The 23,985-nt window shown below is 74.4% G+C and carries 22 protein-coding genes, 2 tRNA genes and 2 pseudogenes; 16 read left to right on the forward strand and 10 right to left on the reverse strand.

Annotated elements, in window-relative coordinates; all coding sequences use genetic code 11:
• Positions 1-74 precede the first annotated feature (74 nt).
• Both C7M71_RS09675 and C7M71_RS30580 read left to right on the forward strand, forming a co-directional pair.
• A complete protein-coding gene (locus C7M71_RS09675) occupies positions 75-1,550 on the forward strand; it encodes a GH1 family beta-glucosidase (RefSeq protein WP_111492819.1) in 1,476 nt (491 codons plus the stop codon).
• A 140-nt stretch (positions 1,551-1,690) separates the two neighbouring features.
• Positions 1,691-1,978 carry a hypothetical protein gene (locus C7M71_RS30580; RefSeq protein ID WP_162824201.1) on the forward strand — a complete coding sequence of 96 codons (288 nt, stop codon included), beginning with the start codon at positions 1,691-1,693 and terminating at the stop codon, positions 1,976-1,978.
• Positions 1,979-2,043: 65 nt separating this feature from the next.
• Here C7M71_RS30580 and C7M71_RS09680 read toward each other — a convergent pair whose 3' ends face one another.
• On the reverse strand, positions 2,044-2,919 hold the full coding sequence (locus C7M71_RS09680) for a spermidine synthase (protein ID WP_111492820.1): 876 nt from the start codon (positions 2,917-2,919) through the stop codon (positions 2,044-2,046).
• Between the two features lie 102 nt (positions 2,920-3,021).
• Positions 3,022-3,468: a hypothetical protein gene (locus C7M71_RS09685; protein ID WP_229758640.1), complete on the reverse strand. Its 447-nt coding sequence runs from the start codon at positions 3,466-3,468 to the stop codon at positions 3,022-3,024.
• Between the two features lie 236 nt (positions 3,469-3,704).
• On the opposite strand from C7M71_RS09685, the gene C7M71_RS09690 reads away from it, so the two are divergent.
• The gene (locus C7M71_RS09690) at positions 3,705-5,069 is read left to right on the forward strand and encodes an ATP-binding protein (RefSeq protein WP_111490245.1); all 1,365 of its coding nucleotides are present in this window, start codon (positions 3,705-3,707) and stop codon (positions 5,067-5,069) included.
• A 25-nt stretch (positions 5,070-5,094) separates the two neighbouring features.
• On the opposite strand, the gene C7M71_RS09695 is transcribed toward C7M71_RS09690, so the two are convergent.
• Entirely contained in the window at positions 5,095-5,733 is a 639-nt protein-coding gene (locus C7M71_RS09695) for a histidine phosphatase family protein (RefSeq protein ID WP_111490244.1), read from the reverse strand.
• A 15-nt stretch (positions 5,734-5,748) separates the two neighbouring features.
• Complete coding sequence (locus tag C7M71_RS09700; protein ID WP_111490243.1) at positions 5,749-6,516, reverse strand: TetR/AcrR family transcriptional regulator; 768 nt, start codon at positions 6,514-6,516, stop codon at positions 5,749-5,751.
• Positions 6,517-6,649: 133 nt separating this feature from the next.
• Here C7M71_RS09700 and C7M71_RS09705 point away from each other — a divergent pair, with 133 nt between their 5' ends.
• The 7 genes from C7M71_RS09705 to C7M71_RS09735 all read left to right on the forward strand — a co-directional run bounded on the left by C7M71_RS09705 (position 6,650) and on the right by C7M71_RS09735 (position 13,180).
• Positions 6,650-7,474, forward strand: coding sequence for a phosphatase PAP2 family protein (locus C7M71_RS09705; protein WP_111490242.1), 825 nt, complete (start codon positions 6,650-6,652; stop codon positions 7,472-7,474).
• A gap of 63 nt (positions 7,475-7,537) precedes the next feature.
• Positions 7,538-8,779: a hypothetical protein gene (locus tag C7M71_RS09710; protein WP_111490241.1), complete on the forward strand. Its 1,242-nt coding sequence runs from the start codon at positions 7,538-7,540 to the stop codon at positions 8,777-8,779.
• On the forward strand, positions 8,776-10,401 hold the full coding sequence (locus C7M71_RS09715) for a hypothetical protein (protein ID WP_111490240.1): 1,626 nt from the start codon (positions 8,776-8,778) through the stop codon (positions 10,399-10,401). Before C7M71_RS09710 ends, C7M71_RS09715 begins: the two co-directional genes overlap by 4 nt.
• A 16-nt stretch (positions 10,402-10,417) precedes the next feature.
• Entirely contained in the window at positions 10,418-11,812 is a 1,395-nt protein-coding gene (locus tag C7M71_RS09720) for an AAA family ATPase (RefSeq protein ID WP_111490250.1), read from the forward strand.
• Between the two features lie 208 nt (positions 11,813-12,020).
• Positions 12,021-12,392: a hypothetical protein gene (locus C7M71_RS09725; protein ID WP_111490239.1), complete on the forward strand. Its 372-nt coding sequence runs from the start codon at positions 12,021-12,023 to the stop codon at positions 12,390-12,392.
• 119 nt (positions 12,393-12,511) lie between these two features.
• A complete protein-coding gene (locus tag C7M71_RS09730; RefSeq protein ID WP_111490238.1) occupies positions 12,512-13,090 on the forward strand; it encodes a bifunctional DNA primase/polymerase in 579 nt (192 codons plus the stop codon).
• Positions 13,091-13,107: 17 nt separating this feature from the next.
• A tRNA-Lys gene (locus C7M71_RS09735) sits at positions 13,108-13,180 on the forward strand.
• 87 nt (positions 13,181-13,267) lie between these two features.
• Here C7M71_RS09735 and C7M71_RS09740 read toward each other — a convergent pair.
• Positions 13,268-14,317, reverse strand: a complete 1,050-nt coding sequence (locus C7M71_RS09740; protein WP_111490237.1) for a right-handed parallel beta-helix repeat-containing protein — start codon at positions 14,315-14,317, stop codon at positions 13,268-13,270.
• 170 nt (positions 14,318-14,487) lie between these two features.
• The gene (locus C7M71_RS09745) at positions 14,488-14,859 is read right to left on the reverse strand and encodes a hypothetical protein (RefSeq protein ID WP_162824202.1); all 372 of its coding nucleotides are present in this window, start codon (positions 14,857-14,859) and stop codon (positions 14,488-14,490) included.
• 129 nt (positions 14,860-14,988) lie between these two features.
• On the opposite strand from C7M71_RS09745, the gene C7M71_RS09750 reads away from it, so the two are divergent.
• Together C7M71_RS09750 and C7M71_RS09755 are read left to right on the forward strand one after the other, a co-directional pair.
• Positions 14,989-15,061: transfer RNA gene (locus C7M71_RS09750), tRNA-Lys, on the forward strand.
• Between the two features lie 200 nt (positions 15,062-15,261).
• The gene (locus C7M71_RS09755; RefSeq protein WP_111490235.1) at positions 15,262-16,269 is read left to right on the forward strand and encodes an EamA family transporter; all 1,008 of its coding nucleotides are present in this window, start codon (positions 15,262-15,264) and stop codon (positions 16,267-16,269) included.
• A gap of 85 nt (positions 16,270-16,354) precedes the next feature.
• Here C7M71_RS09755 and C7M71_RS09760 read toward each other — a convergent pair whose 3' ends face one another.
• Entirely contained in the window at positions 16,355-16,690 is a 336-nt protein-coding gene (locus C7M71_RS09760; protein ID WP_111490234.1) for a chorismate mutase, read from the reverse strand.
• A gap of 447 nt (positions 16,691-17,137) precedes the next feature.
• Here C7M71_RS09760 and C7M71_RS09765 point away from each other — a divergent pair, with 447 nt between their 5' ends.
• From C7M71_RS09765 to C7M71_RS09775, 3 genes are all read left to right on the forward strand, one after another.
• Entirely contained in the window at positions 17,138-17,902 is a 765-nt protein-coding gene (locus C7M71_RS09765) for a VOC family protein (RefSeq protein ID WP_111490233.1), read from the forward strand.
• A gap of 94 nt (positions 17,903-17,996) precedes the next feature.
• The gene (locus C7M71_RS09770) at positions 17,997-18,422 is read left to right on the forward strand and encodes an OsmC family protein (RefSeq protein WP_111490232.1); all 426 of its coding nucleotides are present in this window, start codon (positions 17,997-17,999) and stop codon (positions 18,420-18,422) included.
• 386 nt (positions 18,423-18,808) lie between these two features.
• Positions 18,809-20,620 carry a putative bifunctional diguanylate cyclase/phosphodiesterase gene (locus C7M71_RS09775; protein ID WP_111490249.1) on the forward strand — a complete coding sequence of 604 codons (1,812 nt, stop codon included), beginning with the start codon at positions 18,809-18,811 and terminating at the stop codon, positions 20,618-20,620.
• Between the two features lie 58 nt (positions 20,621-20,678).
• Here C7M71_RS09775 and C7M71_RS33185 read toward each other — a convergent pair.
• Positions 20,679-20,807: pseudogene (locus tag C7M71_RS33185) on the reverse strand (carbohydrate-binding protein); the annotation flags it as partial.
• A gap of 78 nt (positions 20,808-20,885) precedes the next feature.
• Positions 20,886-22,091, reverse strand: a pseudogene (locus C7M71_RS09780) (carbohydrate-binding protein); the annotation flags it as partial.
• A gap of 421 nt (positions 22,092-22,512) precedes the next feature.
• Between C7M71_RS09780 and C7M71_RS09785 the strand changes: the two are divergent.
• Positions 22,513-23,364: an NAD(P)H-binding protein gene (locus C7M71_RS09785; protein WP_111490231.1), complete on the forward strand. Its 852-nt coding sequence runs from the start codon at positions 22,513-22,515 to the stop codon at positions 23,362-23,364.
• A gap of 66 nt (positions 23,365-23,430) precedes the next feature.
• Here C7M71_RS09785 and C7M71_RS09790 read toward each other — a convergent pair whose 3' ends face one another.
• Positions 23,431-23,892 (reverse strand): MarR family winged helix-turn-helix transcriptional regulator, encoded by a 462-nt coding sequence (locus C7M71_RS09790; protein ID WP_111490230.1) that lies wholly within the window; start codon positions 23,890-23,892, stop codon positions 23,431-23,433.
• Positions 23,893-23,985 lie beyond the last annotated feature (93 nt).

A 23,985-nucleotide genomic window follows, 5' to 3' on the forward strand; every position in this document is an offset into this window, starting at 1 on the left:
CACCGCGCGGCCGTACGGGATCCCGCCCCGACACCGTCTCTGCCCGCCCTCGCCCTCTTTGGGAGCGCTCCCGCATGACCGCTGTACGTGAGACCGCACCCGGCACCCTGCCACAGCAGGCCGCCGCGCTCAGCTTTCCGCCCGGCTTCACCTGGGGGGCGGCCACCGCCGCCTACCAGATCGAAGGCGCCGCTGCGGAGGGCGGCCGTACCCCCTCCATCTGGGACACTTTCAGCCATACCCCCGGCAAGGTGCGCAACGGTGACAACGGCGACATCGCCGCCGATCACTACCACCGCTTCCGGGACGACGTGGCGCTGATGGCCGACCTCGGCCTGAACGCCTACCGCTTCTCCGTCTCCTGGCCCCGGGTCCAGCCCACCGGCCGCGGCCCCGCCGTGGAGCGCGGCCTGGACTTCTACCGGGCGCTCGCCGACGAGCTGCTGGAGAAGGGCATCACCCCGGTCGCCACCCTCTACCACTGGGACCTTCCGCAGGATCTGGAGGACGCCGGCGGCTGGCCGGTGCGCGACACCGCCGAGCGGTTCGCCGACTACGCCGCCATCGTGGCAGAGGCGCTGGGCGACCGCATCAAGGTTTGGACCACGTTCAACGAGCCGTGGTGCTCGGCCTTCCTGGGCTACGGATCGGGCGTGCACGCTCCCGGCCGCACCGAGCCCGACGCCGCGCTGAAGGCCGCCCACCACCTCAACCTCGCCCATGGCCGGGCGATCGGGGTTCTGCGCTCCACACTCCCCGCTACCGCGCAGACCTCGATCACCCTGAATCTGCACCACGTGCGGCCGCTGACCGACTCGCTCGGCGACCTGGACGCCGCGCGCCGCATCGACGCGGTCGGCAACCGCATCTTCACCGGTCCGGTGCTGCGCGGCGCCTACCCGGCGGACCTGCTGGAGGACACCGCCCACCTGGTCGACTGGGACAACCTGGTCCACGACGGGGACCTGGCCGAGATCTCCCGCCCGATCGACCTGCTGGGCGTCAACTACTACACGCCCACGCTGGTCTCCGCGCCCGACGGCTCGGTGGCGGCCGGCGAGGCGTCCCGCAACGACGCGCACGGCAAGAGCGACCACTCCCCGTGGCCGGGCTCCGAGCAGGTCGTCTTCCACCTGCCGCCCGGTGAGACCACCGCGATGGGCTGGGCGATCGACGAGAGCGGCCTGTACGACCTGCTGCGGCACGTCGGCCGGGAGAACCCCGAGCTGCCGCTGATGATCACCGAGAACGGCGCCGCCTTCGACGACTACGTCGACCCCAAGGGCGCCGTCAACGACCCGGAGCGCATCGCCTATCTGCACGGCCACCTCTCGGCGGTGCACCGGGCCATCGCCGACGGTGTCGACGTCCGTGGCTACTTCCTCTGGTCGCTGATGGACAACTTCGAGTGGGCGTACGGCTACGGCAAGCGCTTCGGCGCGGTCTACGTCGACTACGCCACCCAGCGTCGGATCCCCAAGGCCAGCGCCCGCTGGTACGCGGATGTCATCCGGCACCATGGACTCCCCTCGGCCGACGGCCTGGCGTAGGTCGGAGGGAAGGCCGGCGGGGGGCCATGGAGGGCTGACACCCCGTCGAACGGGCGGGCGCGGCGGCTGTGAGGGGATCGCTGCGCCCGCCCTGCCGTGTCCGCGTGACTTCACCCGGTCGGCGGTCGTTCTCCCTTCACGTGCGAGCTATTCACCGTACGGCCGGTGCCCGCCGGCTGCTCCTGGCCGCCGGAGTCCTGCTCCTGGCGGCAGTTCCGCTGACGATCCGTCACCCCGCTGCTGCCGGGACGGTCTCCGCCGCCTCGGCCCGGCCCGCGCCACCCGGGCCACGCACCGCCGACGCCTCACCCCGGATGCCGCCCGCCCCGTCGGGCATCGGCGCAGCGGTCCTGGCCCCGATCACCGCCGGTCTGGTGCTCACCGGCATCGCCGCCTACCGGCGCCGGGGGCTGCCGGGCGGGCACTGAGGAGTCGGCCACGGGGGCCACGCACCGCCGATGCCTCACCCCGGGTGCCGTGGGGGGCCTGGGGGTCAGCGGGTCGCGTCACGGAAGACGTCGGGCGGCGGAGCAGGGGACGGCACTGCGGTGGCGTCGGTGGCCGGGGCGGCCCCGCCGGTGAAGTCGACCAGTCCCCTGCCGTGCTCGACCCGGCCGGGGAAGGGGTCGGAGGCGACCCGGCGGGTCAGCTCCGGCAGCGGCAGGGGCAGTCGCCCGGCCAGCAGCACCAGATTGCCGAACCGGCGGCCCCGCAGCACCGCCGGGTCGCCGATCAGGCAGACCTCGGGGAAGATCCTCAGCAGCGTGGCGACCTGGGAGCGGGCGAAGGCGAGCGACGCGCCGTCCGTGATGTTGGCCGCGTACAGGCCGCCCGGGGCGAGTGCCCGCAAGGCCAGCGCGGCGAACTCCTCGGTGGCGCAGTGGGCGGGCACCCGGGCGCCGCTGAACACATCGGCGATCACCAGGTCGGCGGCGCCCTCGGAGGCCCGCTCCAGCACCGCCCGGGCGTCGGTGCCACGGACCCTGACCTGCCAGGAGCGGTCCAGCGGCAGTTCGGTGCGCACCAGCTCGGTGAGCGCGGTGTCGGTCTCGGCGGCCTGCTGCCGAGACCGGGGCCGGGTGGCCGCCACATAGCGGGCCAGGGTGAGCGCGCCGCCGCCGAGGTGCAGCGCGGTCAGCGGTCTGCCGGGCGGGGCGGCGAGGTCGGCTATGTGGCCCAGCCACCGCTGGTACTCGAAGGAGAGGTACGCGGGGTCGTCAAGGTCGACATGCGACTGCGGGGCGCTGTCCAGCAGCAGGGTCCAGCCGCGCGGGCGGTCCCGGTCGGGGACCAGCTCGGCGAGCCCGGAGTCGGTGCGGCGGGCCACCGTGGCGCGGGTGCGGTGGACCGGTCCTCTGCTGCGTGCCATGCGGACCAGTATGAATGCGCACCCCTACCGGCAGATCGGCCGGTCCGATCAGTCGGATCAGTCCGATCAGTCGGTACGGCCGGTACGGCCGGTACGGGCCGGTCAATAGGGGCCGAAGCCGCCTGCCATCAGGGTCCCGGCCGCCTCGCACAGGGCCGACCGCAGCACCCACGGGTCGGTGGCGCGCAGGGTGCCGCCCTCCGTCTGCGGCGCGACCAGCCATCCGGCGTCCGGCCCGGCGGCCGCACCCGGGGTACAGGAGCTGCCCGGCAGATGCCAGCGGGCGGCGGTGCCGGCCGGTACCAGGAAGAGCAGCCGGGTGCCGCCTCCGTCGCTGAGCACCGCCCCGCAGATGCCGCGCAGCCGCAGGATGTCCACGGTCTCCAGGCCGTGCCGGAGCGGCACCGCGACGGTGTCGTACGGCAGGGCCTCGGCGCGGCCGGGGCCGTCGGCCGCCCGCCGGGCTGCCGCGCGCAGCCCCGCCACCACCGAGGGCGGCAGCAGGACACCGCCCGCCCGTGGCACTGACTGCGGCACTCCGGCGCCCATGCGCACCTCCAGCTGTCGACGGGCCGAGTTCCCGACCAGCTCAACGCGGCGGAGGTGGGCACGGCCACGGGGCGGTGGCGGGCAGGGTATGGCATTTCATGGCAGATCTGCCGAGGCGTGTCCGGTTTGTGGCGAAACCCTGCGTGTTCGATCCGATACTCCCGGTACTCTCGGTGCGTCCTTCCGGCCGCATCGGAGACCACAGCGGACCCAGGAGCCACCCGGGGAGCAGAACCATGGCACCCACCCGATCCCCCGACCAGGCCAGTCGGCCCTCGGTATCTGCGCCATCGGCCAACAGCGCCATGCGCGAGCTGCGCGGCGACCTCTCCCCCGGGGAGTTCGCCGCGCGGGTCCGGCGTGCCGGCCGGGAGATCGGTGAGCACGTCTCCTGCGACGCCCGCTATATCGGGCGGGTGGAGGCGGGCGAGATCCGCTGTCCCAACTACGCCTATGAGCGGGTGTTCCGGCATATGTTCCCGGGCCGCTCGCTGGCCGATCTGGGCTTCGCCCCACGCGGGTCGGTACGCCGCCGGGTGAACCGGCCGCGCTGTGAGGACGTACCACGCTGCGAGCCGCAGCCCCGTACCGACGAGGAGAACGACGACGTGCACCGCCGCACCTTCATGGCGGGCGGCCCGGCCGCCCTGGTGACGGCGCTCGGCCTGGACGAGCCGACGTACACCTCGCCGACCCCGCCCCGCCGGGTGGGTGCCCAGGAGGTGGACGGTGTCGAGCAGGCCGTCCGCCGGATCCGGCTGCTGGACGACCGGCAGGGCGCCGACGCCCTCTTCGAGTCCGCCGGGCAGTCGCTGCGCAGCGCCTATCTGCTGCTCAACGCCGGCAGCTACAGCGAGGAGACCGAACGGCGGCTCCAGGCGGGCGCCGGGGAGCTGGCCATCTCGGTCGGCTGGCTGGCGCACGACTCGGGCCGCCTGGCCGACGCCCGCTCCTTCTACGCCGAGGCGCTGGCCACCGCCCGGATGGCCGGTGATCCGGCGCTGGAGGCCCACGCCTTCTGCAACAGCGCCTTTCTGGCCCGCGACGCCGGCCGCCCCCGGGAGGCCGTGCGCGCCGCGCAGGCGGCGCAGCAGGCGGCCTCGCATGTCGGCTCCTACCGGCTGCTCTCGCTGCTGGCGATGCGGGAGGCGGGCGGCTGGGCGGTGCTCCAGGAGCGGCGGTCCTGCGAGCGGGCGATGCTGCACGGGCAGCGGCTCTTCGACCGGGGGAGCTGCGACGCCGACCCGGAGTGGATGTCCTTCTTCGGCCGGGCGGAGCTGATCGGGCTGGAGGCCCAGTGCTGGTCGGCGCTGGGCGACTGGGACCGGGCCGTGGACCGGGCCCGGCTGGCGATGGACCTCCAGAAGCCGCACTTCGTCCGCAACCGGGCGCTGTACACCGCCGAGCTCGCCCACGACCAGCTCGGCCGCGGCGACCTGGCGGCCGCCGCGGTGAGCGGGACGCAGGCGCTGGACCTGCTGACGGAGGTCCGCTCGGCGCGGATCCGGTCGATGCTGGCCGGCACGGCGGGCGGACTGCGCCGCCACCGCGATGTGCCGGAGGTGGCCGCCTTCGTGGAGCGGTACGACATCGCGGGGTGACCCGGTCCGCCCGGTGCCGCAGGGGTCAGCCGAGGTGCGAGGTGTCGTTCCACAGCTCGATGGCCGGGGCGGCGTACTCCCAGCCGAGCACGCAGAGCGAGGCGGGCCGCAGCTTGAAGCGCTGGCCGTACTGCGGCGGCAGCCCCAGCCAGCGGGCGGTGAGGATGCGCAGCAGGTGCCCGTGGGCGAAGACCACCACGGTGCGGTCGGCGCAGTCCATGGTGACGGTGTCGTGGTCCGGTCTGCCGTGCGCCTCGTCGATCCGGGCGAGGAAGCGGTCCACCCGGGCGGCCACGTCCTCGATGGTCTCGCCACCGGGGACGCCGTCGCGCCAGATCACCCAGCCGGGGTGGCCGGTGGCCCGGATGTCCTCGCCGGTGCGGCCCTCGTACGCGCCGTAGTCCCACTCCATCAGCTCGGGGGTGTCCACCGCGCGGTCGCCGAGGCCGGCCAGGTCGCAGGTGTCGCGGGCGCGGGCCAGCGGGCTGGTGAAGACGCGGGCGTCGGGCAGGCCGTCCCAGGGTGCGCGTTTGAGGCGCTCGCCGAGGGCGCGCGCCATATGGCGGCCCTCCTCGGTGAGCGGGATGTCGGTGCGGCCGGTGTGGCGGCCGGTGGCCGACCACTCGGTCTCACCGTGCCGGACGAGCAGGATGCGGGCGGGCATGGGGACCGTGCCTCCTCAGATGTGCTGCGGGGATGGGGCCCCGTCGTCGCGGCCCGCTTTCTCCCATGATCCCGCAGTCCGCAGCCCGGCGAGGATCAGGTCCAGCCCGAAGGCGTACTGCTCGGCGCCCTTCTGGGCCTCGGCGAGCTCCGGTGCCAGGTCGACCACCAGCGGGAACTCCTCCGCCGGCAGCGCCTCCAGCCGCGCCCGGAGGAGGCGCCGGCGCTCCTCGTCGGAGCAGTGGGCGTCGGAGCAGCGGGCGCGGCTGGCCCGCAGCGCGGCGCCCACCGTGTACTGCACCAGTGCGGTCTGCGCCCGGGCGGCCTGCTGCCGGCCGATGCCCGCGCCGCGCAGCAGGCCCAGCATGTGCTCCATCATCGCGGCGGCGCTGCCGGCCGTAGCCTGCTCCTCGCGCCCCTCGGGGCCCTCGGCCCGGTGCTGCTCGGCCAGCAGTTGGAGCACCGAGGGGCGTCCGGTGAAGAGTCCGTAGAGCGCGAGGCAGGCGTCGCGCAGCTGGTCGGCCCAGGGCGCATCGGTGCGTACCGGCGGCGCGTGCTGGGTGAAGACGCGGGCGCGCGCGGCCTGGAAGAGCTCCTCCTTGGAGCGGAAGTAGGTGTAGAGCGCCATGGTGCCCACCCCGAGTTCCTCGGCGAGGGCGCGCATGGAGAAGGCGTCGATGCCGCGTTCGTCGAGCAGCCGCAGGGCGGAGTCGACGATCAGCTCGGCGCTGAGCGAGTTGCGGGGGGCGCGCGGCCTGCGGCCTGCGCGGGGCTGTGGGGACATGGCGGGCTGCTGTCGGTGAGGATGCCGGTCGCGTTCCCCGTCCCCGGACATCGACTCCGGGCCGCTCTCGTTCCGGCCCAACGTACAACGTACGGTAGGTCTACGCATCGGCCGTCACCCGGAGTTCACCGCCATGTCATCGCAGACCGCTCCCCCACCCGCCGGCCGACCACGCCACTGGTGGCGGGAGCTGTTGCTGGTGGTGCTGGTCTACGCCGCCTACGACGGCAGCCGGCTGGTGGTCTCGGGCGATCTGACCGAGGCGCTGCGCAACGGGCATGCGCTGCTCTCCGCCGAGAACCTGCTGCACCTGGCGCCTGAGCACTGGCTGAACGGCGCCTTCACCCGGCACAGCTGGCTCGCGGTGCCCGCCGACTTCGCCTACGCCACCCTCCACTACCTGGTCACCCCGCTGATCCTGGTCTGGCTCTGGCGGCGCCACCGGGACCGCTACCGGCACGCCCGGACCTGGCTCGCGATATCCACCGTGCTCGGTCTCATCGGCTTCACCACCATGCCGACCGCCCCGCCCAGGCTGCTGGAGTCCTCCTACGGCTTCACCGACTCCATGCAGCAGCACGCCGCCGTCGGCTGGTGGGGCGGCGAGGCCAGCGCCCCCAAGGGCCTGGGCCATCTGACCAACCAGTTCGCGGCCATGCCCAGCCTGCACGTCGGCTGGGCGCTCTGGTGCGGGCTGATGCTCTGGTTCTTCGCCCGCCACCGGCTGCTGCGCATCGCCGGGCTGCTCTACCCGGTGCTGATCGCGGTCGTGGTGATGGGCACGGCCAACCACTATCTGCTGGACGCCGTCGCCGGCTGCGCCGTGATGGGGCTGGGCGCCCTGCTGGCCGCGCCCGCGCTCCACCTCACCGACCGCACGCGGCGCCGCTCGACCGTGGTGGCGGCCCGCGTACCGGCCCAGTCCCGGGGCGAGCAGAGCCGGGTCCCGGCCCCCTGAACGAGGGGGAGCACCGCCGACCGGTCCCGTTTGTCAGTCCCGGATGCAAGACTGGCGCGCACCATGAACGTCTCGCACCCCCGGCCCATGGAGCCGCCCGCGCAGCGGCTCGCCAGGCTGCGCGGCCCCGCGCCGCAGCGCAGCCTCGACGCCCGTGCCCTCGCCGCGCTCGCCGCCAACCCCGGCTGCCGCCGCCGCGCCCTGCTGGACGCCGCCGGGGTCGACAAGGCCGCCCTCGCCGACCGCCTCGGGACCCCGGCCCCCTTCGGCCGGTCACCGTTCGCCATCGCCCGCGGCCATGTCTTCGAGTCCCGGGTCAAGGCCGACGGATACGCCGAGCTGCTGCTCCTCTTCCATCGGCACCTCGGCCTCCCCGAGCCGGGCGACGCCGAGGTCGCCGTCCCCGATCTGCTGCCCCGGGCCGGCAACGCCGTACGCGCGGAGCGCACCCGGCAGGCGCTCGCCGAGGCCGCCGACCGCCCCGGCGGCTGGACCCTGCTCGACCACCCCATGCTCTGCCTGGAGGTGGCCGGCTCCCCCGCCTTCCTGGAGCCCGACGCCGTGGTGGTCCGCCCCGACGGCCGCTGGACGGTGGTGGAGATCAAGTCCTTCCCGATCCTGGACGGCTCCGCCGACCCGGCCAAGGTGGGCGCCGCCGCCCGCCAGGCAGCCGTCTACGTCCTGGCGCTGCGCGAGACCGCCGCCGACCTGGCCGGCACCAAGCCCGACCCGGACCCGTACGCCGCCCCCGACGGCCTGGCCGCAGCGCCCGACCACACGGTGCTGCTGGTCTGCCCCAAGGACTTCTCGCACCGCCCCACCGCCGCCGTGGTGGACGTCCGCCGGGAGATCGCGGTCACCCGCCGCCAGCTGCTCCGGATGACCCGGATCGACCGGATCCTGGACGCGCTGCCCGCCGACGCCGACTTCGACCTCGCCACCGGGGACGACGGCGCCCCCGCCCGCTCCACCGAGCAGCTCGGCGGCTCGGTCGCGGCGGTGCCGGCCGCCTACTCCCCCGATTGCCTCTCCACCTGCGAGCTGGGCTTCCACTGCCGTCAGGAGGCCCGCTGCGCCGGCTCGGTCGAGCAGTTGGGCCGCTCCGTCCGGGGCGAGCTGGGCTCCCTGCACACCGTCTCCGCCGCCCTGGCCGCCGCCGAGGGCTCAGCGGATCGCGGCGGCGTGGACGAGGGCGGCGTGGACGAGGGCGGTGTGGACGAGGCCGCCGCCCGCCTCTCCCGCGCCGCCGCGCTGCGCGCCGAGGCGCTGGCGGGTGCCCGCAGCGAGGAGGCTCCCGGCAGATGAGCCTGCTCACCACCCTGGCCCGGCTGGAGGCCGTACGGTCCGGCCGGGCCCAGCCGCTGGCGACCGTGCGCCACCGCCATCTCTCCGACCGCCCCATGGTCGTCGTCCCGCTCACCGCCGCCGGTGAGGACGGCGCCCCGCTCGCCGCCATGCTCGGCACCGACCGCGACGCGCCCCGCCTGCATGTGGTGGCACAGCCGCTCGACCGCGACCAGCGGTTCGCCTTCCTCGCCGCACTCGCCGCAGACCTCCTCCCCTATCTGGAGGGCTACGGCGACGACATCGAGCAGATCGAGTCCACCGAGAGGGACCCGCAGACCGGCGAGCGGACACCGGTGCTGCGGGAGCTGTGCGCGGACGCCCCGCAGCTGATCGTCCCCAACGGCGGCGGCATCCACCAACTGGGCCTGCTCGGCCGCTCCACCCGCTTCCGCCGCACCGCCGACGACGCGGACGCCGGGCCGTACCCGGTGCCGACCAAGGTGCCGCTGCTCGGCCGCTGGCTCACCCATCTGCGGGAGCGCTCCGAGGTGCCCGGCTCCTCCCTGCTGCTCGCCATGACGGCACTGCTCGGCCGCCACTGGGCCACCGGCCAGTCCCATCTGGAGGACCAGCACCTGGGCGCCCAGCTCGCCTGGATCGCCCCGCCGCCGGGCCTCAGCGGCGCCGAGGCGGCGCTGCACGCCGAGACCGCCCGCGACCGGCGCGGCCAACTGCTCTGCCCGCCCGCCGGACCGGCCACCGACCCGCGCTTCGACGAGAAGCTGCTGGGCCCCGCCGTCACCCGCCATGACGCCGCCCGCGCCGCGCTGCGCGCCGCGCCGGAGGGGGACGCCCGCGCCGAGCGGCATGTCCGGAGCACCGCCGAGGAGGTCCGCACCCTGCTGGCCGGGGTGCTGCGCCCCACCTGGGACCAGGTCTGGCAGGGCATCGACCTGCTGCGCACCCTGCCGCCCGCCGACCACCTCCCGGAGCGCTGGGAGAGCGACCGCTGGTCCTACACCGGCCACCGCGAGCGGCTGGCCGCCGGTGAGCCGCCGCAGCCCCGGTACGACGACGCGGTCACCGCCGCTCGCAAGCTGGCGCAGCGCGAGCGGGAGCAGGCCAAGGTGGAGCTCCAGGAGGCGCTGGACGACCCGCTGGCGATGGCCGAGTGCCGGCTGGCCGGGGAGGCGTTCGCCGGCACGGTGGTGCACACCGAGCCGGCGTACGACACCTCCGGGCGCTCCCCGAAGCCCCGGCCGCTGGTCACGGTCCGCACCGACGACCGGCCGCACGCCGACCCCGGCCGCGAGGTGCACCGGGCCTGGGGGGCGCCCCGGCCGGACGGCGGGGGCAGTGCCACCCCGCAGAAGGCCGAGATCGTGCGGTTCGACCCGGCCGACGGCACCGTGGTCCTCCGGCTCACCTCCGGCATGGGGCGCCGCAGGGAGCCCGAGCCCGGCACCGTGCCGCAGCCGGGCGAGCGGGTCTGCTTCACCCTCTTCGAGCTGACCGTCCGGCAGTCCGCGCCGCTGCCGGACCCGGAGGACACCCCCTGGACCCACGGCGGCCCGCCCGGCACCGCCGCCGCACCCCGCCCGGCCGCCGCCGCCTGGGCCGACGACGAGGAAGGGGAGTAACCCGCCCGTGAACCCCATCGACTCCCCCGACTCCGCAGACGCCCCTGACTCCCCCGCCGCCGCAGGCGCCCCCGGGCCGTCCTCGCCCGGGGCCGCCGCCGACCGGGTCACCGCCGAGATCCTGGCCGCCGTGCTCTCCGGTACCGAGCGCGGTGTGGTGGTCGACTCCCCGCCCGGCGCCGGCAAGTCCACCCTGGTGGTGCGGGCCGCCCGCGAACTGGTCGCCGCCGGCGAGCGGCTGATGATCGTCGCGCAGACCAACAGCCAGGTGGACGACCTGGTGGACCGCCTCGCCGAGACCGCCCCCGACCTCTCCATCGGCCGCCTGCACAGCAGCGACGGCAGACCCGCCCCCGAGGCGCTGCGGCACGCCGGGGTGACCGCCTCGGGCAGGGTCGCCGACCTGGTCGAGCAGCAGGTGGTGGTCTCCACCGCCGCCAAGTGGCAGTGGGTCAAGGACGTCGACCCCTGGCGCCATGCGATCGTGGACGAGGCGTACCAGATGCGGTCCGACGCGCTGCTGGCCGTGGCCCGCCTCTTCGAACGGGCGCTCTTCGTCGGCGACCCCGGTCAGCTGGACCCCTTCACCGTGGTCGGCACCGACCAGTGGGCGGGCCTCTCATGGGACCCGTCGCGCAGCGCGGTGACCGCGCTGCTGGACCACAACCCCGGCATCCGGCCGCACAACCTCCCGGTCTCCTGGCGGCTGCCGTACTCCGCCGCAGCGCTGGTCTCCCGGGCGTTCTACCCCTTCACCCCGTTCCGGTCCGGTACCGGCGAGGGCGACCGGCGGCTCACGGTGGGCGTCCGCGCCGACGGCGGCCCGGTGGACGCGGTGATCGACGAGGCCGCCGAGTCCGGCTGGGGGCTGCTGGAGCTGCCCGCCCGGCACACCGTGCGTACCGACCCGGAGGCGGTGCACGCCGTGGCGCGGACCGTGCGCCGGCTGCTGGACCGGGGTCTGGCCGCCGTCTCCGAGCGCGGCACCGCGCCCGTCACCGCTGACCGGATCGCGGTCGGCACCGCCCACCGCGACCAGGCCGCCGCCGTCCGGGCCGCGCTCACCGGGCTCGGGGTGCCGGTGGACGGCGCGCTGGGCCCCGCCGTCACCGTGGACACCGCCAACCGCCTGCAAGGCCGCGAGTACGACGTGACCGTGGTGCTGCACCCGCTCTCCGGCCGACCCGACGCGACCGCCTTCCATCTGGAGACCGGGCGACTCTGCGTGCTGGCCTCCCGGCACCGGCACGCCTGCATCGTGGTCGCCCGGGCCGGCATCACCGAGCTGCTGGACGAGCACCCGTCCACCGAGCCCGTCCAACTGGGCGTCAGTGTGAAGTTCCCCGACGGCTGGGAGGCCAACCACACGGTGCTGGCGGAGCTGGCCGAGCACCGGATCCGCGCCGGGTGACCGGGCCGCCCGCGCATACGGCACCCCTCGGCGAGGAATACCACCGTGGGGCACACTGTTCCGAACCTCCGTCGCCCCATGCGTCACGGCCGACGCCGGAAGCCACTGCCCGAGCAGCGGTGCCCGGTGGATCGGCCGGTCGCCGTGCGTACAACCCCGAGCCGTCCCCCGCCCAGCCACCCCGCCCAGCCACCCCGTGGAGGTGCCCATGTCCGACCCGGCCGACCGGCAGCGCTCTTCGGAGGGCGAAGGAGCCGCCCGGCGGTTCCGGCCCGCCCCGCTGCTCTTCGAACCGAGGGCGGACGAGACCGAGGTCGAGCACTTCTTCGACCTGGAGTCGATCGACGACCCCAGGGAACTGCTGCGCCGCTCCACCGAGCTGGCCCTCGCCTTCCGGGCGGCGGCCGAGCGGGCCACCGAGTTCCAGGCGGTGGCCGCCGCCGAGCTGGCCGACCCGCGCCGCTTCGACGCGCTGAGCTGCGCGGAGATCGCGGCTCGCGCCGACTGGACGCCGGACTACGCCGCCAAGATGGTCGAGTACGGGCGCGGCCTGATCAAGCAGCAGCGGACCATCGACTGACGCCTGCCTACGCGTTCTGGCATATGCGGGCGGAAAGAGTACGCCGCCGTTGCCCGTCCTGTCCGGCAAACGGCGCTTCCCCCGGCGTGCGGTGGGCCCGGCGGGTAGATCTGCTTTCCGTGGACATCTGGACGTTTGAATCCGTCGAGTACGTGACCGTGGCTGGTGAGGCATGGTTGGCGTCCGCGAGCGCATACCCGCGCAGCACGCGGGCCCTGTGGCAGGAGCGCCCCTGGGCGCCCACCGTGCTGCCCTGCGGGCGGGCGTTCGATGTGGTGAGCATGCCGGCGCTGTTCGGCCGCCGGGTACTCGACGAGCTGTGGACCTCCGGGCCGGGGTGCGGGCCGGTGGCCTCCTACCGGGGCCGGCTGCTGCTCTTCGCCCAGGTGGGCACGGCCGAGCGGCTGCGTCCGCTGCTGGGCTGGGAGGAGTGGGCCCCCGAGGTGCCGACCGTGCTCTGCCACGGCGCGGGTGACGCCGTGACCGTGCCCCCGTTGCAGCGCATGGTGGACTCCCCCGACGCGCCCGGCCTGGGCCCCGGCCGCTGGATCGTGGCCCCGGACCGCCGCGAGCCGTGGCTGCCCGACACGCCCGTGCTGCTTCGCGCATGCGTCCGTGCGGCCCGCCGCAGTGGCCGCAGACCGGCCCCGCCGCCGCACGGAGCAAACCGATTTCTGTCCGGCGAACCCGACTGCTAGAGTTCCGATGTCAGCGAGCGCCGCTAGCTCAACTGGCAGAGCAGCTGGCTCTTAACCAGCGGGTTCGGGGTTCGAGTCCCTGGCGGCGCACCGTGGGCGAGGGCCCTTCCACTTCGGTGGGAGGGCCCTCGTCGCATTCCCGGCGTCAGCAGTGCCCGACATCAGCAGTGCCCGACGTCAGCAGTGCCCGGCGGGCTGGGAGAGGGCGCACCGGTTGTCGGCGAAGACATTGCCGGTGCCCTTGTCCCGGTCGGCCAGGTCGGCCGGCTGGTTGCCCCGGACGGTGTTGCCGCTCACCGTGTTGCGGGAGTTGGCGACGCCGACCACGCTCGGGAAGAGCACGATGCCGCCGGACATCGGCGACGCGCCCTGGTTGTCGCGGACCTCATTGCCGGTGACCCGGGTCTCCTCCACGCCGGTGAGCAGGATGCCGACGCCCTGGATGTCGGGGAGCCTGGAGCTCGACGGGCAGAAGCGGTTGTTCTCGTACACCCGGTTGGAGCGCACCGCGAGCTTTCCGGCGCGCGGAAGGTTCTCGTCGCCGACGACGAAGATCCCGCCGCAGTTGCCGGTGACGATGTTGCGGTCGACGGTGAGGTCCTGGAGGCGGCGGATGGTGATGCCGATCCGGTTGCCCGACACCTCGTTGCCGCTGACGGCCGCGCCCTGCGCATCGGTGGCGCCGCCCTCCTCGCTGACCGTGTTGGCGAGGAAGATGCCGGTCTCGGCGTTGTCGAGGGCGTGGTTGCCCCGGAAGACCCCCCGTACCGAGTGGTCCTGGCGGATGCCGTGCTCGCCGTTGCCGCGCGCGACCACATTGCGCACCGCCAGCCCGTCGGTCCAGGTGGCCATGATGCCGTCCTTGGCGAACCCGGTGACGGTCAGCGACAGGATGCGCACCCCCGTGAGCGAGTGGTCGGGGGTGCCGGTGACGCAGATGCCGTGGCCTGACTGGGCGCAGGCGCCGCCGCCGGTGCCCCGCTCGATCAGGGTGTCCGGGCCCGCGCCCAGGAGGGTGACACCGTCGCCGAGCTGCACGCTGCCCCGGTAGGTACCGGCCGGGACATAGACGGTGTCGCCCGGCCATGCCTGGTCCACCATCTGCTGGATCGATCCGCCGGACGGGACCACCAGCACCCTCGCGGCGCGGGCGGGCGCGGCGGCGCCGATCCCGGCCAGCACGGTGAGTCCGGCGGCGGAAAGACATGTGAGCTGACGTAGGCGCATCGGTGGTGACCTGCTTCCCCTGGGAGTCCGACCCTCTGCTCGGCTTGGACGCAGCGGCCCGCACCGGGTCGAAGCTACGCACGCCGTCGGCCGTTCCGCACCCGATGTCACCCGTTGGGTACCGTGGGTGACGGCCGAGTGGCGCATTCCACTGTCGCGTCGATGCCGGTTCAGCCCTCGATCCTGCGGACCGCGCCCGCCCGGTCGACGGCATAGAGGTCGGTCCGCAGCAACTGCCGGACCCGCCAGGTGACCTGCCGGGCCGCCGCGACCGCGCCCTCCGGGACCACCATCGCGTAGCGGCTGCTCGGGACGTCGTCCATGCGGCGGAGCAGCCGCCCATAGGCGGTGTCCAGGTCGGGCCCGAGGGTGTCGGCGCCGGTGTCGGCCTGGACCTCCACCAGCAGGCGGGCGCCGTCCGGGTGCCACGCCTCGATGTCCGCGCAGCTGTGGATGCAGGACGTCGCGAGGATCTTCCAGCCATGGGCGCGCAGCCAGTCCTCGAAGGCGCTCCGCATCCGCTGTCCGTCACCGCTGCCCATGCCCCCAGGATGCGGCAGGTGGCCGCCCGGCGCACGGCCGGGCGGGCCCGATCCGGCTCGGGGGTCGGGGTCGGGGAGGCCGTGGCCGAGGCGGCCCCGGAGATGCGGTAGAGTTTCGGCCGTCAGCGAGCGCCGCTAGCTCAACTGGCAGAGCAGCTGGCTCTTAACCAGCGGGTTCGGGGTTCGAGTCCCTGGCGGCGCACCTGTGAACGATCGAGGCCCTTCCACTCCGTGTGGGAGGGCCTCGGTCGTATGCAACGATTCCGCAGCGGTGCCCCCGCCGGGGGCGGCCCGGCTCCGGGGCTCTCCGCCGTACCGGCGACCGGGACTGACTGCCGCTCAGCCGCCGCCCGCCCCCTCCGGCCGCCGTACTCCCCCGCCGAGCGCTGCCAGAATGGCCGAATGCGCAGATCACAGACGCGCGGCGCGGCCGCGCCGCACCCCGGCCGGGGAACGGGGCTCGCCCTCGCCCTGCTGTCCGCGTTCGCCTTCGGCGGCTCCGGGACGGCGGCCAAGCCGCTGATCTCGGCGGGGCTCGATCCGCTGCATGTGGTGTGGCTGCGGGTGGCCGGTGCGGCGCTGGTGCTGCTGCCGGTCGCGGTCCGGCACCGGGGGGTGCTGCGGCGGCGGCCCGGGCTGCTGGTGGGGTTCGGGCTGCTGGCGGTGGCCGGTGTCCAGGCGTTCTACTTCGCCTCGATCTCGCGTATCCCGGTCGGGGTGGCGCTGCTGATCGAGTACCTGGGGCCGCCGCTGCTGCTGGGCTGGGTGCGGTTTGTGCAGCGCAGGCCGGTGACCCGGGCGGCGGCGTTCGGCGCGGTGCTGGCCGTGGGCGGCCTGGCCTGCGTGGTCGAGGTCTGGGCGGGCCTGGGCTTCGATCCGGTGGGCGTACTGCTGGCGCTGGGCGCGGCCTGCTGCCAGGTGGGGTACTTCGTGCTGTCGGACGCGGGCAGCGGCGGCGACGACCCGGTGGACCCGCTGGCGGTGAGCGCCTATGGGCTGCTGGTGGGCGCGGTGGTGCTGACCGTGATCGCCCGGCCGTGGCGGATGGAGTGGCCGGTGCTGGGCCACGACGTGGCGATGGGCGACGCCCGGGTACCGGCGCTGCTGCTGGTCGGCTGGGTGGTGCTGGTGGCGACGGTGCTGGCCTATCTGACCGGGGTGGTGGCGGTGCGGCGGCTGTCGCCGCCGGTGGCGGGCGTGGTGGCCTGCCTGGAGGCGGTGGTGGCCACCGTGGCGGCCTGGGTGCTGCTGGGCGAGCACCTGGGGACGCCGCAGGTGGTGGGCGGCCTGATGGTGCTGGCGGGCGCGTTCATCGCGCAGACCTCGACACCGGCCGGGGCGCTGGTGGTGGAGGGGTCGCTGCCCGCCGCCGGAGAGGCGGACCGTACGGAGGCCGCGCGCCGGGTCTGAGCCGCGTCCGGCGGCACCGGACCGGGGCGGAGGCTCAGCAGGGGCGGTGGCTCGGCCGGGGCAGGGGCTCGGCCGGAACAGGGGCTCAGGAGCGGGCGATGGCCTCGTGGTGGCGGATGACCTCGGCGATGATGAAGTTGAGGAACTTCTCCGCGAAGACCGGGTCCAGGTGGGCCCCGGCGGCGAGGGACCGCAGCCGCTCGATCTGCTCACGCTCGCGGGCCGGGTCGGCGGGGGGCAGCCGGTGGGTGGCCTTGAGGCGGCCGACCTGCTGGGTGGCCTTGAACCGCTCGGCCAGCATATGGATGACGGCCGCGTCGATGTTGTCGATGGACTCCCGGAGCCGGGTCAGCTCGGCGCGGACCTCGTCGTCGACCCGGTCCAGGGGGCTGTCGGCGGCGGTCTGCGGCTGATCCGTCATCGGGGCTGCTCCGGGCCGGTTCGGGGGCGGTTGGCGAGCGCCACAGTAACAGGGGAGGGCCGCGCCGCCCTCGTCGAAATGCCTGGTTGTCCGCACTGTGGGCAGACCCGGGGTGCCGGGGCGGCGCCTGGCCTGTGCCGCGACCGGCCGTCCCCGGGCCGTGCGGACGTGCGGGTATGCGGGCGGTCCCCCGATCGGGATCGGCCGAGTACGCCCCGATGGGGGCGGATGGTCGGACACCTCCCAGTGGCGCTGCCCGGTGGTGCTGCCCGGTGGCGGTGGCCGTGGCGGGGCCGCCCGGGGGCCGGGGGCTGCCACGGTCGGCCGCCGAGCGGTTGCGGGCTCCCCCGGACGGCCGGATTCTGGGCTCGCGGAACGTCCGTACGCGCCTGCGCGGAGTGGCCATACCCGGGGCGCGGAAGACCGTAGCAGCGAGGAAGAGACCCCATGCCCCCACGCGACTCGTACCCGGACGGCGCCCCGTGCTGGGCCGATCTGACGACGCCCGACCTGCGGGCCGCCCGCGACTTCTACGGCCCGGTCCTCGGCTGGGAGTTCGAGGATCTCGGCGCCCGGATGGGGGGCTACACCATGTGCCTGAGCAGGGGGAGGCGGGTGGCCGCGCTGATGGCCCCGCCGTCGGGCGCCGAGGCCATGCCGGCGCTGTGGAACGTCTACCTCTCGTCTTCGGACCTGGGCGCCGTGTACGGCAGGATCGCCGAAGCGGGCGGCAAGCCGGTCATGGGGCCGCACGAGGTGCCGGGCGCGGGGCGGATGGCGTTCGCGTTCGACCCGGCGGAGGCGTCCTTCGGGCTCTGGCAGCCGGGTGGGCACCCGGGTGCCGAGCTGTTCGGCGAGCCGGGTGCGATGTGCTGGCACGAGCTGAACACGCCTGTGGCTGAGCAGGCGGACGCCTTCTACCGCGCGCTGTTCCCGTACACCCAGGAGCAGATCGGCGACGGCAAGGACTTCGACTACACGGCATGGAAGGTGCCCGGCAGCGACACGCCGGTCTGCGGTCGCTACCGGACCGAGGTGGCGCACCCGTACTGGTCGGTGTACCTGGCGGTGCCGGACGCCGACGCGGCGGCGGAGCGGGTGCAGGAGCTGGGCGGCCGATTGGTGCGGGAGCCGTTCGACTCGCCGCACGGCCGGATGGTGCCCTGTACCGACCCGGTGGGCGCCCGGCTGACGCTCTGCCAACTGCCCTGACGTCACCGGCCCGGCAGGGCCGCCGCCGTAGGGTGGGGCCGGATCTCCGCCGGAGCACCGTACGGCTCACACCCCAGCACAGGAGGAACCGATCGTGGCAACCAAGCGCATCGCCCGCACGACCTGGGAAGGCAGTCTGATCGACGGCAAGGGGCTGGTGGGCCTCGCCTCCTCGGGGGTCGGCGAGTTCCCGGTCACCTGGGCGTCCCGCGCGGAGCAGCCGAACGGGAGGACCAGCCCGGAGGAGCTGATCGCGGGCGCCCACTCCGCCTGCTTCTCGATGGCGCTCTCCCACACCCTCACCGGCGCCGGCACCCCGCCGACCCGGCTGGACACCGAGGCGGAGGTGGCCTTCCAGCCGGGCACCGGCATCACCGGGATCCACCTCACGGTGACCGGTGAGGTGCCGGGGCTTGACGAGGCGGGCTTCACCAAGGCGGCCGAGGACGCCAAGGCCAACTGCCCGGTCAGCCAGGCGCTCTCGGGGACGACGATCACCCTCACGGCACGCCTGGCCTGAGGTCTCCGACCCGGCACCCAAACCGCCGCGCACGCCCCCGGCGCGCATGTGACAGTCCGCGCCGGGGGCGCACGGAGGCGGTACGAATCGCCGGGAATCCTGGCGAATCGCCCGGATTCCCATGGCCCCCGAATCATCGGACGCCCTATGATCCCGACTGCGCGGGGAGCGGATCCCGCCCCCGCGCCACCGGGCGAGGCGAGGCTGCGAGCAGCGGACGGGAGCGTGCCGTGCGGGGCCGGATCGAGGGGGCCGACGCACACCGGGGGGCCGAAGCGCACGACGGGACCGACATGTACGACGGCGCCGATGTCCACGAGGGCTCGGAATCCCCGGCCTCCGGGCCGCCCGGCACCCTGCCGGTCTCCCTCCATGAGCTCCGGGAGATGCCGCCCGGCCACGATCCGACCGAGATCGTCTGCCCCACCTGCGACACCCCGCTGCATGACGTCACCGAGCGGCTGCGGGACGCCCTGCAGGCCAGCGAGTCGCGCTTCCGCGCCGCCTTCGCCGACGCCGGGATCGGCATGGCGCTGGTGGACGCCGACGACTGCATCATCGAGGCCAATCCGGCGCTGGCCGCCATGGTCGGCCTGGACGTCTCCGAGCTGGTGCGGATGCACATCCACCGGTTCATCGACCCGGAGGAGTCCGCACGCCGGCTCTACCGCGAGCTGGTCGCCGGGAAGCGCGACCGGCTGCGGATCGAGAAGCGGCTCAAGCACCGCGACGGCGGCACCGTCTGGACCAACATCACCGTCTCGCTGATCCGGGACGGCGACGGCAACCCCCTCTACACCCTGGCCATGGTGGAGGACGTCACCGAGCAGCGCCGACTCGGCGACCGGCTGCACTACCAGTCGCTGCACGACCCGCTGACCCGGCTGCCCAACCGCTCCTACTTCTTCGAACGGCTCGCCGCCGCCTGCGAGGCTCCGGCCTCCGCCCGCCGCCGGGTCGGCCTCTGCTACCTCGATCTGGACGGCTTCGCCGCCGTCAACGACACCCTGGGCCACCACATCGGCGACGAACTGCTGGTCGCCGCCGCCAACCGGCTTGAGCAGCATGTCGCCCTCGGCGAGGGCCGGCTGGTGGCGCGGCTCGGCGGCGACGAGTTCGCCGTGCTGGTGCCGGACAGCGAGGGCGGCGAGCAGTTGACCGCGCTGGCGACCGAGCTGCTGCGGGTGCTGGACCAGCCCTTCGAGGTGGCCGGGCACCGGCTCGCGGTGACCGCCAGCATCGGCGTGGTGGAGCGTCCGGTGCGCGGCACCACCCCCACCGAGCTGGTCAAGGACGCCGACGCCACCCTCTACTGGTCCAAGGCCGACGGCCGGGCCCGCTGGACGCTCTACGACCCCGACCGGGGCGCCCACCAGATGACCCGGCAACTGCTGGCCACGGCGCTGCGCCCGGCGCTGGAGCGGGGCGAGTTCGCGGTGGAGTTCCAGCCGCTGGTGGGGCTGGCGGACGGCCGGGTGCACGGCGCCGAGGCGCTGGTGCGGTGGCGCCACCCCCGGTTCGGGACGCTCTCCCCGGACCGCTTCATCCCGCTGGCCGAGGAGTCCGGGGCGATCGTCCCGCTGGGCAAGTGGGTGCTGGAGGAGTCCTGCCGGCAGGCCCGGCACTGGCTGGACGAGTTCCCGTCGGCGGCGGTCTTCGTCAGCGTCAATCTGGCGGTGCGCCAGGTGTGGGACTCCGATGTGGTCGCGGATGTCGCCGAGGTGCTGGAGGCCACCGGCCTGCCGCCCCGGCTGCTCCAGCTGGAACTGACCGAGAGCGCGGTGATGGGCCCGGCCGGAAGGCCGCTCCAGGCGCTCCAGGCGCTCGCCGACATGGGGGTGCGGATCGCCATCGACGACTTCGGCACCGGCTACTCCAACCTGGCCTACCTCTCCCGGCTGCCGGTGCATGTGCTGAAGCTGGACGGCACCTTTGTGGAGGGGTTCCGCGACCCCGGCGGCACCCGGCGGGAGGCCGACGAGAAGATCGTCTCGGCGGTGGTGCGGCTCGCCCATGCGCTGGGCCTCACGGTGACCGCCGAGGGGATCGAGAGCGCGGTGCAGGCCGAGCGGCTCCGGGCGACCGGCTGCGACACCGCCCAGGGCTGGTACTTCGCCCGGCCCGGGCCGCCGCACCGGGTGGTCCGGATGCTGCGTGAGGGGCCGTGGCCGGCCGGTGGACCGGCCGTACCCGTCTAGGCGGCACGGCGGCGTGCCGGGCTGGTGTCCCGGCACGCCGCCGCTGGGGGTCGGCGGCTCAGCAGGCGCCGTTGTCGGTCCAGACGTCCTGGCTGTTGCTGCCGGGGGTGTCACCCTGGGTCCACCACTTGGCCGTCCAGCGGTGGCCGCTGTACGACACCACCGCGCCGCCGCTGTACGCGGTGCCGCTGTTCCACGCCGGGGCGGTGCAGCTGCCGCCGCCCGTGGTGCCGCCGCCCGTGGTCCCGGCGGAGGAGGAGCCGGTGCAGGCGCCGTTGTCGGTCCAGACGTCCTGGCTGTTGCTGCCGGGGGTGTCACCCTGGGTCCACCACTTGGCCGTCCACTGGTGCCCGTTGTACGACACCACCGCGCCGCCGCTGTACGCGGTGCCGCTGTTCCACGCCGGGGCGGTGCAGCTGCCCGGCGGCGGTGTGGTCGGACCGCCCGTCGAGCCGCTGGTGGAACCGCTGGTGGAACCGCCCGTGGTGCCGCCGGGCGGGGTGGCGCCGGCGAACCGCACCGAGTAGGTGGCGAACTCCCAGGGCCGCTGCGCCACGCTGCTACAGGTGCCGGAGGTCTGGCCGTTGTTGTCCGGGGTGGCGCACTGCCGGTCGCGGTTGAGCGACCAGAAGGTGTAGCGGGCCAGCTTGTGGGAGGTGGCGTAGTCCAGCACCTGCTGGAAGTCGGCCTGGCGGAAGTACTCGCCGGTGTCGCTGCGGCCGTTCATCATCGAGACGCCCTCGTGGGCGTAGGCCGTGGCGGCGTCCCAGCCGAAGGTGGAGCGCAGCACCCCATTGAAGTTCTCCAGCGCGCTGATCTGCGCCGACGCCCCGTTGAAGCCGCCGTCGAAGGGCATGATCGAGAAGTTGGCGGGGGTGAAGCCCTGCGCCTTGGCCTCGTTCAGCATCTGCTTGCCGAACCAGCCGGTGCCGTCGGCGGTACCGGCCGTGGTGACCGAGACATAGAGGCCCGGGTTGCCCGACTGGAGGATCCGGGCGGCGCCGATCTCGTTGTGGATGGCGGCGGCGTTCTCGTACTCCGGCTCCTCCAGGTCGAAGTCGATCGCCTTGAGCTGGTACTTGTTGATCACCTGCTGGTAGGCGGCGGCGGTGGCCTCCGGGGTGCCGCAGGTCTGGCCGAGCTTGGTGCCGCCGTAGCCGCCGATCGAGACGGAGACATCGCCGCCGGCCGCGCGGATGGAGTTGATCACGCCGGCGACCTGGGTGTCGGAGGAGACCGCTGCGGTGCCGTCCCAGGTGGGCGAGCAGCCGCCGCCGTTGGGGGCCAGGATGAACGCCAGCTGGAAGGCTTTCAGGCCGGTGGCGGACATGATCTCGGTGGCGCTGGGCGGGTTGTTGTCACGCGGCATCAGATAGGGAGCGGCGGCGTACCAGTTGCTGCCGAGTGCGGCCTGAGTCGCTGCCGGGGCCGCTGCGGCCTGGGCGGAGCCGCTCTGGACGGCGGTCAGCAGGCCGCCGGCGGCGAGCGCGGCGGTGGCGGTGACGGCCGCCGCCCTGCGGAAGCGGCGGCGCGGAGCCCGGGGGGCGGGGGGTTGCGCGGTGCGCGGGGTGCGCGGCACGGGGGCCTCCTCTGTGGGGGATGAGGGATGCGCCGTACCCGGCGCTCCGGGGGGAGGAGCGGCTACGGGGATCCGGGGACCCAGGGTGGCCGTGTGTCGGGACCGCGTCAATAGATTGGACTAGACCTAGGGCTAGACCAATTGCGCCGACCGCTGCCGACCACCGCCGGTGACCGGAGTGGCGGGCGGGTGGCGGGGTAGTACCCGATCGGCCAACCGGCGGTCGGGGCGGGGCAGTGGCGCCCCCGAGGTCGAGCGGCTGCGCCGGAGTTCGCCGTACTCCCCAGCCGTACCCCTACCGGAAGGACCTCCCGTGATCCTCGTGACCGGAGCCACCGGCAATGTCGGCCGCCAGGTCGTCTCCCTCCTCCTTGACACGGGTGCGCCGGTCCGCGCCCTCACCCGCACCCCTGCGGCGGCGGAGCTGCCGGCCGCCGCCGAGGTGGTCGGCGGTGATCTGGCGCGACCGCAGGACCGGGCCTCGGCGCTGGCCGGGATCTCCTCGCTCTTCCTCAACCCGGCGGCGATCGGCTCCGCCGCCGTCCCGTTCCTGGCCGTCGCCCGCGAGCAGGGCGTGCGCCGGGTGGTGCTGCTCTCCTCCGCCTCCGTCGAGGACGGCGTCGCCGAGCAGCACGGCCCGATCGCGGTCCTGCACAAGCGGATCGAGGACGCCGTGGAGGCGTCCGGCCTGGAGTGGACCTTCATCCGCCCCGGGGAGTTCGCCGCGAACGCGCTCGTTCAGTACGGTCCGCAGATCCGTGCCACGGGGGTGGTCCGGGGCGCCTACGGGGAGGCGGCCATGGCCCCGATCCATGAGCGGGACATCGCCGCCGTCGCCGTACGGGCACTGCTCTCCGACGGCCATCTGGGGGCCCGCTACAGGCTGACCGGTCCGGAGTCGCTGACCCAGTACGACAAGGTGCGCCTCATCGGGGAGGCGATCGGCCGGGAGGTGCGCTTCCAGGAGGCGCCGCCCGAGGAGGCGCTGAAGGCGCTGGTCGCGCGGGGCGTCCCGGCGGACTCGGCGGAGGTCCTGCTCGGCTACCAGGCGGCGGCCGTCGGCCGGGAGGCCCCGGTCTCCCCCGCCGTGCAGGAGATCACCGGCCGCCCGGGGCTCACCTTCGCCGCCTGGGCCGCCGACCACGCGGATGCCTTCCGCGCCTGACCGGGCACCCCTCCCCCGCAAGCTCGACTCTCCGCGCGGCCCGGCCGGTCCGGCACGCCGGGAGCCTCAGCGCGCGGCGGCGGGGGGCTTGGGCAGGGTGGCCAGGGCGGCCACCAGGGGGGCGAGCTCGGGGAGTTCGGCGGCCTCGGCGAGGGCCCGGGCGAGGGCGTCGTCGTGGGTGGGCCGGGCGGTGTCCAGCAGGGCGCGGCCGGCCTCGGTGACCTCGGTGTAGATGCCGCGCCGGTCGGTGTCGCAGAGGTAGCGGCCGAGCAGGCCCCGGCTCTCCAGCCGGGTGACCAGGCGGGTGGTCGCACTCTGGCTGAGCACCACGGCGCGGGCGAGCTGCTGCATGCGCATATGCCAGCCGTCCTGCCGGGCCAGCGCGTCCAGCACGGTGTACTCCACGACGGAGAGGCCGTGGGTGCGTTGCAGGGCCTTCTCCAGGGCGTCCTCGATCAGGCCGTGCAGTGCGGCGAGGGTGCGCCAACCCTGGGCCCGGACCTCGGCGGCGTCGTCGGCGATGGCCATCTGCGGCCTCCTCCCTTTGCACCCAGCTTACCCGCGCGTTTACATAGAGCGCGCCTGCAACTATTGCGCCTGCGCTCTCCCCGTCGGCGAAGC

Origin of the sequence: Peterkaempfera bronchialis (assembly GCF_003258605.2) — a bacterium.
Lineage (GTDB): Bacteria > Actinomycetota > Actinomycetes > Streptomycetales > Streptomycetaceae > Peterkaempfera > Peterkaempfera bronchialis.